We start from the raw sequence: 14,225 nt of genomic DNA on the forward strand, positions 1-14,225 counted from the left end.
GGCTGGCGCCGCTCCTACAGGGAGGGCGCAGGCGTGCGGGGCTTGCCGTAGGAGCGGCGCGAGCCGCGAGCCTTTAAAGCACCTGACCCGTACGCCATCGCCTTCAACCCCTCGCGGCTGTCGCCGCTCCTACAGCAATCGGCCTTGCGTGAATCAGGCCGCGGCGGCCTCGAAATCCACCAACTCGGCGCCGTCGCCCACCTGGTCGCCGACGCCGAAGCGGAAGGCCTTGACCGTGCCGGCGGCGGGCGCGGTGATGGTGTGCTCCATCTTCATCGCCTCCAGGATCAGCAGCGGCGCGCCCTTCTCTACCTTGGCACCCTCAGCGGCAACGAGCGCGATGACCTTGCCGGGCATCGGCGCCAGCAGGCCGCCCTCGGCGCCGCCACCCTCGCCGCCGTGGTGCAGCGGATCGACTGCAGCAAGTTGCCAGGCGCGTCCCTTGGCGAAGACGTGGCGGCGGCCGGCGGCGGCGATCACGGTGGCGTCCATGCGCGTGCCGTCGAGCTCGACGCGCAGCAGCCCGCGCTCGTTCAGCTCACCGCGTGCCTCGACGCTGCGACCGTCGATGGAGAGCCGCCAGGCCCCCGGCAGGTAGGCGACATCGACGGCGTGGTCGGTATCGGCATGACGGAACAGCAACGTGCGACGTGCGGTGGCGTTCATCCGCCAGCCGTCGCGCGCATGCCAGGGCGAGCGCGCATCCGCCGTGCGCTGCGCGCGCTTGTCGGCCAGGGCCGCTTCGCGCAGCAGCTCGGCGAGCGCGGCAATCTGCAGCACTTCGTCCGCCACCCCGACGTCGGCGGGGAAGAGATAGGCCTTCTCGCGCTCGATCAGGCCGGTGTCGAGGTCGGCACCCGAGAACGCCGGGCAGGCCGTCAGGCGCGACAGGAACTCGATGTTGTTGGCGACACCCACCACGCGGTAGTCGGCCAGCGCCTGCAGCATGCGGGCGAGCGCGCGGTCGCGGTTGATGTCCCATACGATCAGCTTGGCGATCATCGGGTCGTAGTGCGGGCTGATCTCATCACCCTCCTCGACGCCGGTGTCGACGCGCACATGCAGCGACTCGGCGGGCGGCGCCAGGTGCACCAGCTTGCCGGTGGAGGGCAGGAAGCCCTTGGCCGGGTCTTCGGCGTAGATGCGCGCCTCGAGTGCATGGCCGCGGATCTGCAGTTGCTCCTGCTCCAGCGGCAGCTTCTCGCCCGAGGCGACGCGCAGCTGCCACTCGACCAGATCCAGCCCGGTGATCATCTCGGTGACCGGGTGCTCGACCTGCAGGCGGGTGTTCATCTCCATGAAGTAGAAGGAACCGTCCTGGTTGGCGATGAACTCCACCGTGCCGGCGCCGACGTAACCCACCGCTTTGGCCGCATCGACCGCCGCCTTGCCCATCGCAGCACGCCGCTCGGGCGTCATGCCGGGCGCGGGCGCTTCTTCCAGCACCTTCTGGTGGCGGCGCTGCACCGAGCAGTCGCGCTCGAACAGGTACACCACGTTGCCGTGGGTGTCACCGAAGACCTGGATCTCGATGTGGCGAGGCTTGGTGATGTACTTCTCGACCAGCACATGGTCGTCGCCGAAACTGGAGATGGCCTCGCGCTTGCAGGAGGCGAGCAGGTCGATGAAGTCCTCCGACTTCTCGACCAGGCGCATGCCCTTGCCGCCACCGCCGGCCGCGGCCTTGATCAGCACCGGGTAGCCGATGGCGTCGGCCTGCTGGTGCAGGTAAGCCGGCGCCTGCTCGTCGCCGTGGTAGCCGGGGGTGAGCGGCACGCCGGCCGCTTCCATCAGCTTCTTGGCCTCGGACTTCGAGCCCATGGCGCGAATCGCCGACACCGGCGGGCCGATGAAGACGATGCCCTCGCGCTCGCAGGCGTGGCAGAAGTCCTCGTTCTCGGACAGAAAGCCATAGCCCGGGTGGATGGCCTGGGCGCCGGTCTGCTTGGCCGCAGCGATGATCTTGTCGATGACGAGGTAGCTCTCGCGCGCCGCCGCGGGGCCGATCAGCACCGCCTCGTCGGCCAGGCGTACGTGGCGGGCGTTGGCATCGGCCTCGGAATACACCGCGACGGTCTTGATGCCCATGCGGCGGGCGGTCTTGATCACCCTGCAGGCGATCTCTCCACGATTGGCAATCAGGATCTTGTCGAACATGTTGTCTCCAGCGTGTCTTGTGTCGGTTCGGCGCGAGGCCAGGCGCAATTTCGGCCCAATTCCGGCATTCAGCCCTGCGCGATCCAGGCTGCAGGGCGCTTGTCGAGGAAGGCAGCCAGGCCTTCCTTGGCCTCCGGGGTTGCGCGCAGGCTGGCGATGCGGCCTGCGGTATCCATCACCAGCGCATCGCTCACCGGCCGGTTGGCCACCGCACGGATCAGATCCTTGGCCGCAGCCTGCGACTTGGGGCCGCCCTGCAGCAGCGCATCGACCACTTCCTCGACCTTGGCATCCAGCGCCTCGGCGGCGACTGCCTCATGGGCCAGCCCCAGCTCGGCCGCGCGTGTCGCATTGATGCGCTCGGCAGTCTGGAAGTAGCGGTAGGCCTGGCGCTCGCCGATGGCACGGATCACGTAGGGGCTGATCGCCGACGGGATGATCCCGAACTTGACCTCCGAAGTCGCAAACACCGCCTTGTCACCGGCAATGCAGATATCGCAGGCGCTCGCCAGCCCCATGCCGCCACCCAGCGCCGCACCATGCACGCGGGCGATGGTGGGCTTGTTCATCTCCGCCAGGGTGCGCAGCATGCCGGCGAGCTTCATCGCATCGGCGAAGTTCTCCGCCTCGCTCGCCTCGCCGGCGGCCCTCATCCAGTTGAGGTCGGCGCCGGCCGAAAAACTCTTGCCGCGTCCCGCCAGCACGACCGCGCGCACCGCGTTGTCGGCATCGAGCTCGATGCAGGCGGCGGTGAGGTCGGCGATCAGCTGCGCGTTGAAGGCGTTATGCACGTCCGGACGGTTCATCCAGATCGTCGCCACACCACCCGCGCGGACGATCTCCAGGGTCTCGTAGCTCATCTCGCCCCCTTACATCCGGAACACGCCGAACTTGGTCGGCTGGATCGGTGCATTGAGCGCGGCCGACAGCGACAGGCCGAGGATGCGACGCGACTGCGCCGGGTCGACCACGCCGTCGTCCCACATGCGCGCGGTGGCGTAGTAGGGATGGCCCTGGAACTCGTACTGGTCGCGGATCGGCGCCTTGAAGGCCTCTTCCTCCTCCTTGCTCCAGCTGCCGCCCTTGGCCTCGATGCCGTCGCGGCGCACGGTGGACAGCACGCTCGCCGCCTGCTCGCCGCCCATCACGCTGATACGCGAGTTGGGCCACATCCACAGGAAGCGCGGCGAGTAGGCACGGCCGCACATGCCGTAGTTGCCGGCACCGAAGGAGCCGCCGATGAGCATGGTGATCTTGGGCACCTGCACGGTCGCCACGGCAGTCACCATCTTGGCGCCGTCCTTGGCGATGCCGCCGTTCTCGTACTTGCGGCCGACCATGAAGCCGGTGATGTTCTGCAGGAACAGCAGCGGGATGCCGCGCTGGCCGCACAGCTCGATGAAGTGCGCGCCCTTCTGCGCCGATTCGCCGAACAGGATGCCGTTGTTGGCGACGATGCCCACCGGGTAGCCGTGGAGCTGGGCGAAGCCGCACACCAGGGTGGCGCCGTAACGCGCCTTGAACTCGTCGAAGCGCGAGCCATCGACCACGCGGGCGATGATCTCGCGCACGTCGAAGGGCTTGCGGGTGTCGGTGGGGATGATGCCGTAGATCTCTTCCGGGTCGTAAAGCGGCGCCTCGCCCTGCCCGAGCGCCATGTTGATCGGCTTCGTGCGGTTGAGGTTGGAGACGATGCGGCGCGCGATGTAGAGCGCATGGGCGTCGTTCTCGGCCAGGTGGTCGGCCACGCCCGAGAGCCGCGTATGCACGTCACCGCCGCCCAGGTCCTCGGCGCTCACCACTTCGCCGGTCGCCGCCTTCACCAGCGGCGGGCCGCCGAGGAAGATGGTGCCCTGGTTCTTGACGATGACGGTCTCGTCCGACATCGCCGGCACGTAGGCGCCGCCGGCGGTGCACGAGCCCATCACCACCGCGACCTGCGGGATACCCTTGGCCGACATGTTGGCCTGGTTGAAGAAGATGCGACCGAAGTGGTCACGATCGGGGAAGACCTCGTCCTGTTTCGGCAGAAAGGCGCCACCCGAGTCGACCAGGTAGATGCAGGGCAGGTTGTTCTGCTCGGCGATCTCCTGCGCGCGCAGGTGCTTCTTGACCGTCATCGGGTAGTAGGTGCCGCCCTTCACCGTGGCGTCGTTGGCCACGATCATGCATTCGACGCCCTGCACGCGGCCGATGCCGGTAATCACGCCGGCGCTCGGCGCCTCGTCGTCGTACATGCCGTACGCGGCCATCTGGCCGACTTCGAGGAAGGGGGTGCCGGGGTCGAGCAGGTGACCGACACGGTCGCGCGGCAGCAGCTTGCCGCGCGCAGTGTGCTTGGCACGTGCGGCCTCGCCGCCGCCGAGGCTGACCTGGGCGGCCTTGGCGCGCAGATCCTCGACCTGGGCGCGCAGGCTTGCGGCGTTGGCCTGGAAGTCTTCGCTGCGGGTGTTGATGCTGGACTTGATCACGCTCATCGCAGACGCTCCGCTCAGCGGGTTTCGGAAAACAGCTCGCGACCGATCAGCATGCGACGGATCTCGCTGGTGCCGGCGCCGATCTCGTACAGCTTGGCGTCGCGCCACAGACGGCCCACCGAATACTCGTTCGTGTAGCCCACGCCGCCCAGCGCCTGGATCGCCTCGCCCGCCATCCAGGTCGCCTTCTCGGCGGTGTAGAGGATGACGCCGGCGGCGTCCTTGCGCAGCGTGCGCGCGTGGTCGGCGCGGTCGCAGGCCTGGCCCACGGCGTAGGCGTAGGCGCGGCAGGCGCTCCAGGTGGAGTACAGGTCGGCGATCTTGCCCTGCATGAGCTGGAACTCGCCGATCGGGGTGTCGAACTGCTTGCGCTCGTGCATGTAGGGCACGACCGCGTCCATGCACGCCGCCATGATGCCGAGCGGGCCGCCCGACAGCACGGCGCGCTCGTAGTCCAGGCCCGACATCAGCACCTGCACGCCGCGGCCGATGTTGGCCTCACCGCCGAGCACGTTCTCGACCGGCACCTCGACGTCGTCGAAGAACAGCGGATAGGTGTTGGAGCCGCGCATGCCGAGCTTGTCGAGGTGGGTGCCGCAGGAGAAGCCCTTCATGCCCTTCTCGATGATGAAGGCGGTGATGCCCTTGGGACCGGCGTTGATGTCGGTCTTGGCGTAGACCACCAGGGTGTCGGCGTCGCCGCCGTTGGTGATCCACATCTTGGCGCCGTTGAGCACGAAATGGTCGCCCTTGCGGTCGGCGCGCAGCTTCATCGACACCACGTCGGAACCGGCGTTGGGCTCGGACATCGCCAGCGCGCCGACGTGGTCGCCCGAGATCAGCTTGGGGAGGTATTTCTGCTTCTGCGCCTCGGTGCCGTTGCGGCGGATCTGGTTGATGCACAGGTTGGAGTGCGCGCCGTACGAGAGGCCCACCGAGGCCGAGGCACGCGAGATCTCTTCCATCGCCACGATGTGGGCGAGGTAGCCCATGTCGGTACCGCCGTACTCCTCGCTCACCGTCATGCCGTGAACGCCGAGGTCGCCGAGCTTTTTCCACAGGTCTGCGGGGAACTCGTTGACGCGGTCGATCTCGGCCGCGCGCGGTGCGATCTCGGCAGCGCAGAAGGCCTGCAAGGTGTCGCGCAGGGCGTCGATGGTCTCGCCGAGGTTGAAGTTCAGGCTGGGCACGTTCATGGGGTGTCTCCTTCTCGAGGTTGTCCTGGCGCGGCGGGCAGTGCGCAGATCCATTATGGACGGCGCATGCCCGAAGATAGGACGAGATTAAGCGCAGCGTGCGCCCGCCGAGTGCCATCGTGGTTGCAATTCGTGCCATGCCCGCTAGCATTCCAGCACATGAAGATCCTCGCCCCCTCACCCGCCGACCTCACTCGGGGCCGCGCCGCCACGCCGATCGCCTTTATCCGTGCGATCGTCCTAGGGTACCGGCTGCGGGGCATGGATCCGGCCAGCGCACTTGCGCAGGCGCAGATCCCGGCAGCAGTGCTGGAAGACCCTGCAGCACGGGTCACCGCTGCACAGATGGAACTGCTCTCGGGAATCGCCATGCAGGCGCTCGACGACGAAGCGCTGGGTTGGTTCTCGCGCCGCCTGCCCTGGGGCAGCTATGGCATGCTGTGCCGGGCGTCACTCACCTCGCCGACGCTGGAGGTGGCGCTGAAACGCTGGTGCCGCCACCACCGCTTGCTGACCGAGGACATCGTGTTCGAGCTCGTGCCCCAGCGCGGCGTGGCGACTATCCGGGTTGCCGAACACACTGAACTGGGTGAGTTGCGCGAGTTCTGCCTGGTCAGCACGCTGCGCTACCTGCTCGGCTACGCCTGCTGGCTGGTCGACTCGCGTATCGCACTGACCGCAGCCGCCTTCCCCTTCGACGCCCCGGCGCATGCCGACGCCTACGCCTACCTGTTCGCCGGGCCTGCAAGCTTCTCGGCCCCTGCTGCAGCGATCAGCTTCGACGCCCGCTACCTCACCCTGCCGGTACGCCGCGACGAGAAGGCGCTGCAGGCCATGCTGCAACGCGCGCTCCCGCTCACCGTGCTGCAATACCGCCGCGACCGCCTGCTCGTGCACAGCGTCGCCCAGCTCCTTGCTGCCACGCCAGCGGCCGCGCACACCGCCGAGGACGTCGCTGCACAGCTGAACCTTTCGGTACGAACCTTGCACCGGCAACTGAAGGAGGAAGGCGTGTCGCTGCAACAGCTCAAGAACGAAGCCCGGCGCGAGCACGCGACCCGGCTGCTGCTGCAGACCCGCAAACCGGTCAAGCAGGTCGCGGCAGCCGTCGGTTTCGACAGCGAGAAGAGCTTTGCGCGGGCATTCCGCGCGTGGACAGGGGCTGCGCCAAGTGCCTATCGAACGGGCGCAGACTCCGCAGCATAGCGGGCACGCAGCGTGCAGCCCATCTCGCCTCACCTCACGAACAGCGTGAGCGAAAGCAGTGAGGGTCTTGTGCATCGGTGCGGACGGGCTGGCTCGGGGCCCGCATTCTAGCCTTGCACCCTGTTTCGCCGAAGCCGACACTGCCCCTACCCGATCAGCCACTCAAGCGCGAGACATTGCAATGGACCTCCCCGCCCACCAGCTCACCATGACCGTCCTGATGACGCCCGACACCGCCAACTTCTCAGGCAAGGTTCACGGCGGCGCCATCCTCAAGCTGCTCGACCAGGTGGCCTACGCCTGTGCTGCGCGCTACGCCGGCCACTATGTCGTCACCCTCAGCGTCGACCAGGTGATGTTCCGCCAGCCCATCCAGGTTGGCGAACTGGTCAGCTTCCTCGCCTCGGTCAACCACACCGGCAACTCGTCGATGGAGGTGGGCATCAAGGTCGTTGCCGAGGACATCCGCGCCAAGGTCGTACGCCACGTCAATAGCTGCTTCTTCACCATGATTGCGGTCGACGACGAAGGCCGGCCGACCAAGGTGCCGGCGCTCGAACCCCATACGCCGGACGAACGCCGCCGCTTCGCCGAAGCCGAAGTGCGCCGCGCGATGCGGCGCGAGATGGAGCGCAAGTTCGCCGAGGTGCGCGGCGGAGAATGAGATCAGCCCGATCGGCGCCTGCTGCCCCCTCACAGCTCGATCACGTAGGGCTCCCCTGGGGTCGGGTTGTACTCGGCGATGTAGCCGAGCCCGGCCTGCCTTTCCGCCGGAGCCCAGCGTAGCGTCGTCTGGCTTTCGTAGTTGAAGCACAGCGTTGGCGGCTGATGCACCGAACGCGCAATGATGCGTTGCACGGCTTCGGCATCGGGGTGGCGGAACTGGCTGCCATTGGTGCTGAACAGGAAGCGCGGGCTGTCGATGAGGGCGAGCAGCTCGTCGCTGATGTTGCCCGCGCTGCCGTGGTGCGACACCTTGACCGCATCGACGCGCAACACCGCTTCGCCGCGCTGCGCGAGCAGGCGGCGAAGCGAGGCGGTGATCACATCATGATGGGCGTCGGCGAGAAACAGGCAGGACTTGCCGCCAAACTCGGCGAGAAAGGCAATCGAGCTGCCGTTGGCGGCAGCCTTGTCGACCTTGAGCTGGCGCCTGAGCACCGCGTCGAGCTCCGCGGTCGTGCCCAGCAAGCCCTGGCCAGGCAGGTAGGCCTTGCGCCTGGACAGGCTCGTCCACGCCGACTCGAGGTCACCGGGGTTGATGTCGGCGCCGAGATCCTTCTTCCAGCGCTCCCGCATGCGGTCGAGCTTGGCCCGGGTGGGCGACAGCAGGGTAAGACGCATGCCGTGCGCGTCAGCCAGGGTGCATTCCGGCAACACCCCCGTATCGGGCACCACCACCGCATTGCCAGCAAACGCCCTGTTCCACTGTCCGGCGTCGAACCGTCGCACGATCAGCGCACTGAGGAACTCGCCCTGCTTGCCGCCCAGCACGCGGCCGCCTGCCTGCAGATGACTCCAGCCGTTGAACCAGATGTCGACCACGCGCACCGGTACGGGCTTGTTGGCGAACAGGCGGACGAGCCCCTCGACATGGTCGGTGTCGACGTGACTCATCACGACCAGCTCGAAGCGCCTGTCACCCTGCGGCAGCGCATCCAGGCGGGCCTCCAGGTGAGGATAGGTCGCGATCGGGCCGCCATCGATCAACATGCGCCGTGTGCGCGACGCATCGCCGTACTCGACGAACAGGCAATCACCGTGTCGTGCCGGCAGCATCTCGATGCGAAAGAATGGTGCGGCGCTCATGGGTTGCAGGCTCACAAGCGCCAGTCGGCGTCGCCGAACGCCACCACGCAGAGCGCCATCGGCAGACTGTCGAGCAGGGCCTGGCGCTTGACCGCGCGCAGCACTTCACCAAGGCAGCGTGAGCCCTCGGCACCCCCGCCCTCATCCCGCCCTGCGGCCGCGGCCAGCAGGCCATCGAGGATCTTCTCGCCCACCTTGACGGCATGCGGACCGAATACGGTAGCGATGGTGGACACGACGGCCGCCGCACCGGCCTGACGGAAATAGCGTATGTGGCTGGCGTACTGTTGCGCCGTACTGGCGACATCGCACCCCAGCAGCAGCACCAGCGGGTAGGGTCCATCGATGTGCACGTATTCGCGCGGCAGGCGCAAGGTCTTGAACGGCTTGCCACCAATCTCGAGCGCGACATCCTGCTTGTCGCCCGTGTTGTGAGGAAACGCCACCAGCAATGTTGGGCGTTCCCCGCCGACCGCAGCCCGCCACTCGTCCCAGTCCTTCACCTCACGCACCGCGCCCTGCATCCTGCCCTCGAGCAGGCGGATGAGCGGCCCCACCTCTTCCTGCCGCAGCTCCGCGCTATAGCCCACCAGCGCCGAGCGGTCGAGCTGCAGGCGCAGACGGTCACCCGCCGGTTCGGCCTGAACGAGCACTTCGGCATCTCCCGGCCGGCCCAGCGCGGGATTGAAGACATGGCGTTCGATCACCTTGCGCAGCCCCCAGAAGCCCATCGGGCATACATGCCGGCGGGGGTCCTGCTGGCCCGCGCAATGGCCCGGACAGGCGCCCGCGGCCAGGGCCTCGAGCGCGTCGGGGCAGAAGCGCACATCGCCCTCATCGTCCGGCGGCACATACTGGTAGATGAACTCGAAGGGCACCACGGCATCTGCGCGCGTACTGACAATCTGGATGTGGGTCGCCTCGTCGACATCCATGCCACCGCTATTGAGGGCCTGCAGATGGTCGATGACCAGCGCGGAGTAGAGGTCGCCCCCGAGCCGGGCAAGCCTGAAGAACAGCGTGAGGTTGTCACCCGTGGTCAGTCCGGCGCTGTAGTCGGCCACGCTGTAGGCAACCTCGGAGAGTAGTCGGTTGATGGCATCGACCGGCTCCTGGATGCCGCTGAGGTCGGTCGCCCATGCACGCCGGCCAGCGATGCCGGTGAGCAGCGGGCGTGCCCCATGCGTGTGATTGAGCACGAACGACGCATCGAAGCGCCGCCGCGAACCGAGGTCGCTCCAATGCTCGCGCACCCGCGCCTCGACCTGTTGGGTGATTGCCGGGCGGGGACCGGTCAGCCCCCCCTGCTCGACCACCTGGGCATGGATCAGCACCGTCTGCAGCACACGCCCACGGTGCAGCACGCTGATACGGCCTTCGAACGCCGCCGCCATGCGCGGCGTGAGCACGAACTCGAGCACGCTGCTCGGCCCGGAACGGGGCAACCAAAGCACACCCGTCAGCGGCGCATCGAGCTGGAGCGGCTCGTGAAAGACCACCTGCAGGCGGTGGCGCCGTCGCCGGGGCGGCAGCTCATGTGCGGGAAAGGCCTCGGAAGCGGTCTGCCAGCCTTCGCCCGGCGGGCCGATGCGCAGCCGCAGCAGCACCTGCTCGCCAACCCTGAGGCACTCGTGCTCCTCGACGAGATCTTCACCCTCCCGGCGCCAGAAGCCGTGCTGGACGTAGCGTGTCTCGGGCTGCTCGGCCGCCTGCACGGCTTCCACGGCAGCCAGCGCAGCCACAGCTTCGGTGAGGGATGAAGCTTCGTCGGACTCACGGACGTAGCGGTAGCGCTCGCGCGACGCATCGATGCCACGCGCGAGCGCCCGTGGTGCCACGCTGCGCAAGTTCTCGCCCGCGCCCACTACAGCCTGCGCCACCCGCCCCAGACCGCGGGCCTGGCTGGGGCGAACCTGCTCCAGCGCTTCGACCACGCCCGGCGTACCGATCAATTGCGCCAGCGTACGCTCGCTGAGCGCCAGCGAGGCCTGGGCAGGAGCCGCCTTCAACCGCCCTGCAAGGCGGTCGGCTGCGCTGGCAAGATGACTGAGTCGGATCAGGTCGCGATTGAGAAAGGCCAAGACATCGGCACCGAAGGCCTGCCGCAGCGCTATATCGAGCGGTAGGTTGTGGGTGAGCTCATCGCCCAGGCGTACCAGGGCAGGCATGCGCTGCTCGACATCCACGCCGGCGGTGCCGAGCGAGCGCACGCAGGCAACACCCTCGGCCGCCAGCACGTCCGCCACGACGCGCACCAGACGCTCGAGCTGGCCTCCGTCCTGCCCGCCCTCGACATCCGTGCCCCCAAGCACGAGCGCAAACGCCGCACGACAGGGCGCCCCCCGGGCCAGCAGTCGAGCCGCCACTGCACGCAGCGAGCCGCTGAAGACCATCACCTCCACCCTTGGTACGGCGCGATCCGCACGCATGAAACGGTAGGGCCACGGCTCCCTCCAGTGCGCGCGAAACGCGCCGAAGGCGTTGGCAAGCGGATCATCAGCCAGCACACAGAGGCGGAAGGGCAAGGCCCAGTCCACGCGACCGTCGGCCGCGAAGGCGTCGGCCACGAAGACTGCCGCGGCACTCACCGCGGGCTGCTGCAGGACGCGCAGCAAGGGCAGCAGGGCTTGCCAGTCCCGTCCGCGGCCATACACCGCGAGCCGAGTACCCCAGGGCGCGTCGTCGAGGTAGCGTTGCCAGGCTTGCGCAAGTTCGAGCGCCGCCGGGAAGGCGGGCAGGCGTTGCAGGGCTGGCAGCTCCCACGCCACCAGCGGCGCTCCGTCGCGGCGGTCCGCCGCCTGGGCAATCGACCATTCGGCCGCCCTCGGCCGCGCAAACGAGCCGCCCGCGGACACGCGCTGCGCCGATACGCGGCGACGCAAGCGGCGCTGTGCGGCGTTGAGCGCCCCGAGGGCCGCACACGCTCGCGCAAAGTCGTCGTCATCAAGCCCCAAGCCCCAGGCGGCAAGGCGATCGCGATCGATCATGGCGGCGCGCTCCTGTCAGTAACTGCAATGCGACCGGCGCCAGCGGGCGCACCGGCCGCTGCGTTCAGCCCAGAGGCCACTCCGGTACGGGCCAGCCCTGCGCGGCGGGAATGGCGAGCCCTGCCCGCATGCGCAGGGCAACATCGGCCAGCGCATAACCCCAGTTGATCAGGCGGCCCTGGTCGCGAGGCTCGAACTTCTTGAGCCGGGTAGGAATGTGCTCGAGCGTCGTGGTGAGGGTGTTGTCGGCAACCAATGCCCGTGGATCCTTGTAATCGCCGATCCGGGTACCGATCCCCCAGTAGGCACCACGGCGGCGACCGGCCTGGAAATCCTCCACCAGCCAGCGCTTGCGCAGCGCGCGCGTCTGGTCGATGAGGATGTCGCGCACGCGACCGAGCTGCAGCAGATCGTCCTCGAACGGCGACTCGTCGATCTCGAACGGCGCCCCGGCATCACTCACGAGAATGAGGTCGATCTCGCGCAGCAGGGCCTCCAGCCCCATGTTGTCGTACACCCCGCCGTCTGCGAGCACAATTCGCCGCCGCAGTGCCTCAAGGTTCGGCAGCTCGCGCTCGGGCTGCACCCAGGTGGCAGGGTCGGACTTCAGCACCACCGGCGAGAAGATCGGCGGGAAGGCGCTCGATGCAGCAACGGCTTCCGCCAGTCTGACGTCGGTACTGCGCGACAGACCGAGGTAGTAGTCGGCGATGTAGTCCTGGCGAAAGCGGAAACTCCGCCCGGTCTGCATGTTGGTGGCGTAGAAGATGAAACGCGGCGCAGCCTCCAGCGCTGGATCCGGCAGCTCCCTGAGCAGCGTGTCGCCGAACAGGTCCTTGGCGTAGCGACGGGCGAGGAAGTCTCCCGAGGTGACGAAAGGTACGAGATGGCCCAGCGCGGCCGTCTTGACGTCGATGGACTGGCTGCAGAAGGCACGCACCGGCTGCGCGATCACTGTCTCGAAGTTGTCCGCGCGCCCCTCGCTGAACGCGAGCGCGCGCCAGCGGTGGGCAAGCACGCCCGCGAGGATCGACCCGCCGGAAACGCTCGTGACCCGCGCCAGGCGCCCGAGCAGGCCTGCTTCGTTGAGCCTCCACAGGCTCCCGAGGCCGAACAGCGTTGCGCGAAACCCCCCGCCCGATAGGGCGAGCCCCACCCTTGCTTCGTCTCCCCTGCTCATCTCCGTCCCCTCCTGGCTGCAGCGCTCGGCAGGCGCCCGCGCCTCGATCCAATATAGGCCCGCCCAGGCGCCGCGTCAGCACGAGCAGTAAGACGGCGCCGTGCAAAGCGGCCAGGCAATGACATGGGGCGACGGCAGGTCTATGCTGGACATGAGAGCTTAGGTATTTGCCGACACGCCTGGGGGCCTTCTGGGCACGACCATGGCGTAGTGGCGGTCAGCAGCGTTTCCCATCGACCATGACAAGGAGTGATCATGAAAAGAGTCTTCCTCGCCAGCGCATTCGTTCTCGCCACCGGGACGGCGCAAGCCGATGTCGGGGCGTTCGTCGGCATCACCTATGCCTTCGGCTCGAATCAAGGTATTGGCTTTACCGTGCAGGCGACTTCGACGCGCAAGCAGGACCGCGGCATCCTGGCCGCCGGCCTCAGCTACCACCCGTTCGCCACCGGCAGCAAGGTTGGACTGCCGGTTGGCGTCGGCTACCAGTGGAAGGACGCGGCGGCAATCGTGGGCTATGACGTGCTGCTGAAATCGCCGGTCGTCAGCGGCGGCTATGTGGACACACGCAGCAAGCGCCGCAGCGCCGCGCCGAGTGGGGAAGGCTCGGGTGGCGAAGGCTCGGGTGGCCCCGTCTGAGGGACGCGCCAGCCTGATCGCAAGCGTGCCGCGCCACCAAGGGCGCGGCACTGCGTTTCAAGCGTCTGCGGCGACGGGCAAAGGATGGCCGCACTCAGGACCAGGCGTACCGCCCGGAGGCGCAGGAATCAGGTACGCAGCACGCTCGGGTCCTGCTGGCCCGGCGCCGTCGTCTGCTCGGGCGGAGCCGGACGCACGGCCGCGTTTGCACCGACCTGCGCCATCGCTTCATAGCTGGATAACGCCCGCTGGGCCGAGTAGTTGTTGCGGATATCGGCATTCGCGGCGGCGGCGCGCGCCTGCTCAACCGCACGCGCCTCCTGGGTGCCGTTGTCCGGGCTGGGCGCCGACTGGCGAACAGCCTCGCTTCGTGCCTCGGCACTGAGGGACACGACGGCGCTTGGGGAACTGGCTCTGGCGGCATCTGCCAACGCGGCATCGGCGGCACGCCCAGCCTGCCCTTCCTGCGGCATGGCTTGCGCTTGGCGCAGTTCGGGTAGCCGTGCAGCATCGCGGACGGCGAGTCCCGTCGCAGTATTGATCGCATCCATGGCCTACCCCCTCCTGTGGTCTG

At 67.9% G+C, this 14,225-nt stretch carries 11 protein-coding genes; 3 read left to right on the forward strand and 8 right to left on the reverse strand.

The window, feature by feature from the left end; genetic code table 11:
* Positions 1–153 precede the first annotated feature (153 nt).
* From C662_RS15710 to C662_RS15725, 4 genes are all read right to left on the reverse strand, one after another.
* On the reverse strand, positions 154–2,157 hold the full coding sequence (locus tag C662_RS15710) for an acetyl/propionyl/methylcrotonyl-CoA carboxylase subunit alpha (protein WP_002931258.1): 2,004 nt from the start codon (positions 2,155–2,157) through the stop codon (positions 154–156).
* Positions 2,158–2,225: 68 nt separating this feature from the next.
* Positions 2,226–3,017, reverse strand: a complete 792-nt coding sequence (locus C662_RS15715; protein ID WP_002931260.1) for an enoyl-CoA hydratase/isomerase family protein — start codon at positions 3,015–3,017, stop codon at positions 2,226–2,228.
* Positions 3,018–3,026: 9 nt separating this feature from the next.
* A complete protein-coding gene (locus C662_RS15720) occupies positions 3,027–4,634 on the reverse strand; it encodes a carboxyl transferase domain-containing protein (RefSeq protein ID WP_002931262.1) in 1,608 nt (535 codons plus the stop codon).
* A gap of 14 nt (positions 4,635–4,648) precedes the next feature.
* Positions 4,649–5,830: an isovaleryl-CoA dehydrogenase gene (locus tag C662_RS15725; RefSeq protein WP_002931264.1), complete on the reverse strand. Its 1,182-nt coding sequence runs from the start codon at positions 5,828–5,830 to the stop codon at positions 4,649–4,651.
* A 159-nt stretch (positions 5,831–5,989) separates the two neighbouring features.
* On the opposite strand from C662_RS15725, the gene C662_RS15730 reads away from it, so the two are divergent.
* Complete coding sequence (locus C662_RS15730) at positions 5,990–7,036, forward strand: AraC family transcriptional regulator (RefSeq protein WP_002931266.1); 1,047 nt, start codon at positions 5,990–5,992, stop codon at positions 7,034–7,036.
* 181 nt (positions 7,037–7,217) lie between these two features.
* Positions 7,218–7,700, forward strand: a complete 483-nt coding sequence (locus C662_RS15735) for an acyl-CoA thioesterase (protein ID WP_002931268.1) — start codon at positions 7,218–7,220, stop codon at positions 7,698–7,700.
* Positions 7,701–7,729: 29 nt separating this feature from the next.
* Here the strand turns inward: C662_RS15735 and C662_RS15740 are convergent, their stop codons facing one another.
* The 3 genes from C662_RS15740 to C662_RS15750 form a co-directional block, all read right to left on the reverse strand.
* Entirely contained in the window at positions 7,730–8,845 is a 1,116-nt protein-coding gene (locus tag C662_RS15740) for a ComEC/Rec2 family competence protein (RefSeq protein ID WP_002931271.1), read from the reverse strand.
* Between the two features lie 11 nt (positions 8,846–8,856).
* The gene (locus tag C662_RS15745; protein ID WP_002931273.1) at positions 8,857–11,832 is read right to left on the reverse strand and encodes a hypothetical protein; all 2,976 of its coding nucleotides are present in this window, start codon (positions 11,830–11,832) and stop codon (positions 8,857–8,859) included.
* 64 nt (positions 11,833–11,896) lie between these two features.
* Positions 11,897–13,012 carry a patatin-like phospholipase family protein gene (locus C662_RS15750; RefSeq protein WP_002931275.1) on the reverse strand — a complete coding sequence of 372 codons (1,116 nt, stop codon included), beginning with the start codon at positions 13,010–13,012 and terminating at the stop codon, positions 11,897–11,899.
* 255 nt (positions 13,013–13,267) lie between these two features.
* Between C662_RS15750 and C662_RS15755 the strand changes: the two genes are divergently transcribed.
* Positions 13,268–13,651, forward strand: coding sequence for a hypothetical protein (locus C662_RS15755; RefSeq protein ID WP_002931277.1), 384 nt, complete (start codon positions 13,268–13,270; stop codon positions 13,649–13,651).
* Positions 13,652–13,779: 128 nt separating this feature from the next.
* On the opposite strand, the gene C662_RS15760 is transcribed toward C662_RS15755, so the two are convergent.
* On the reverse strand, positions 13,780–14,202 hold the full coding sequence (locus C662_RS15760; RefSeq protein WP_002931283.1) for a hypothetical protein: 423 nt from the start codon (positions 14,200–14,202) through the stop codon (positions 13,780–13,782).
* Between the last annotated feature and the right edge of the window lie 23 nt (positions 14,203–14,225).

Source organism: Thauera sp. 28 (genome assembly GCF_000310145.2).
Lineage (GTDB): Bacteria > Pseudomonadota > Gammaproteobacteria > Burkholderiales > Rhodocyclaceae > Thauera > Thauera mechernichensis.

Bases quoted from the DNA above. Each gene is read 5' to 3' on its own strand.
- C662_RS15715 (WP_002931260.1), bottom strand. From the start codon at position 3,017: ATGAGCTACGAGACCCTGGAGATCGTCCGCGCGGGTGGTGTGGCGACG.
- C662_RS15760 (WP_002931283.1), bottom strand. From the start codon at position 14,202: ATGGATGCGATCAATACTGCGACGGGACTCGCCGTCCGCGATGCTGCA.
- C662_RS15730 (WP_002931266.1), top strand. From the start codon at position 5,990: ATGAAGATCCTCGCCCCCTCACCCGCCGACCTCACTCGGGGCCGCGCC.
- C662_RS15755 (WP_002931277.1), top strand. From the start codon at position 13,268: ATGAAAAGAGTCTTCCTCGCCAGCGCATTCGTTCTCGCCACCGGGACG.
- C662_RS15720 (WP_002931262.1), bottom strand. From the start codon at position 4,634: ATGAGCGTGATCAAGTCCAGCATCAACACCCGCAGCGAAGACTTCCAG.
- C662_RS15725 (WP_002931264.1), bottom strand. From the start codon at position 5,830: ATGAACGTGCCCAGCCTGAACTTCAACCTCGGCGAGACCATCGACGCC.
- C662_RS15710 (WP_002931258.1), bottom strand. From the start codon at position 2,157: ATGTTCGACAAGATCCTGATTGCCAATCGTGGAGAGATCGCCTGCAGG.
- C662_RS15750 (WP_002931275.1), bottom strand. From the start codon at position 13,012: ATGAGCAGGGGAGACGAAGCAAGGGTGGGGCTCGCCCTATCGGGCGGG.
- C662_RS15745 (WP_002931273.1), bottom strand. From the start codon at position 11,832: ATGATCGATCGCGATCGCCTTGCCGCCTGGGGCTTGGGGCTTGATGAC.
- C662_RS15740 (WP_002931271.1), bottom strand. From the start codon at position 8,845: ATGAGCGCCGCACCATTCTTTCGCATCGAGATGCTGCCGGCACGACAC.
- C662_RS15735 (WP_002931268.1), top strand. From the start codon at position 7,218: ATGGACCTCCCCGCCCACCAGCTCACCATGACCGTCCTGATGACGCCC.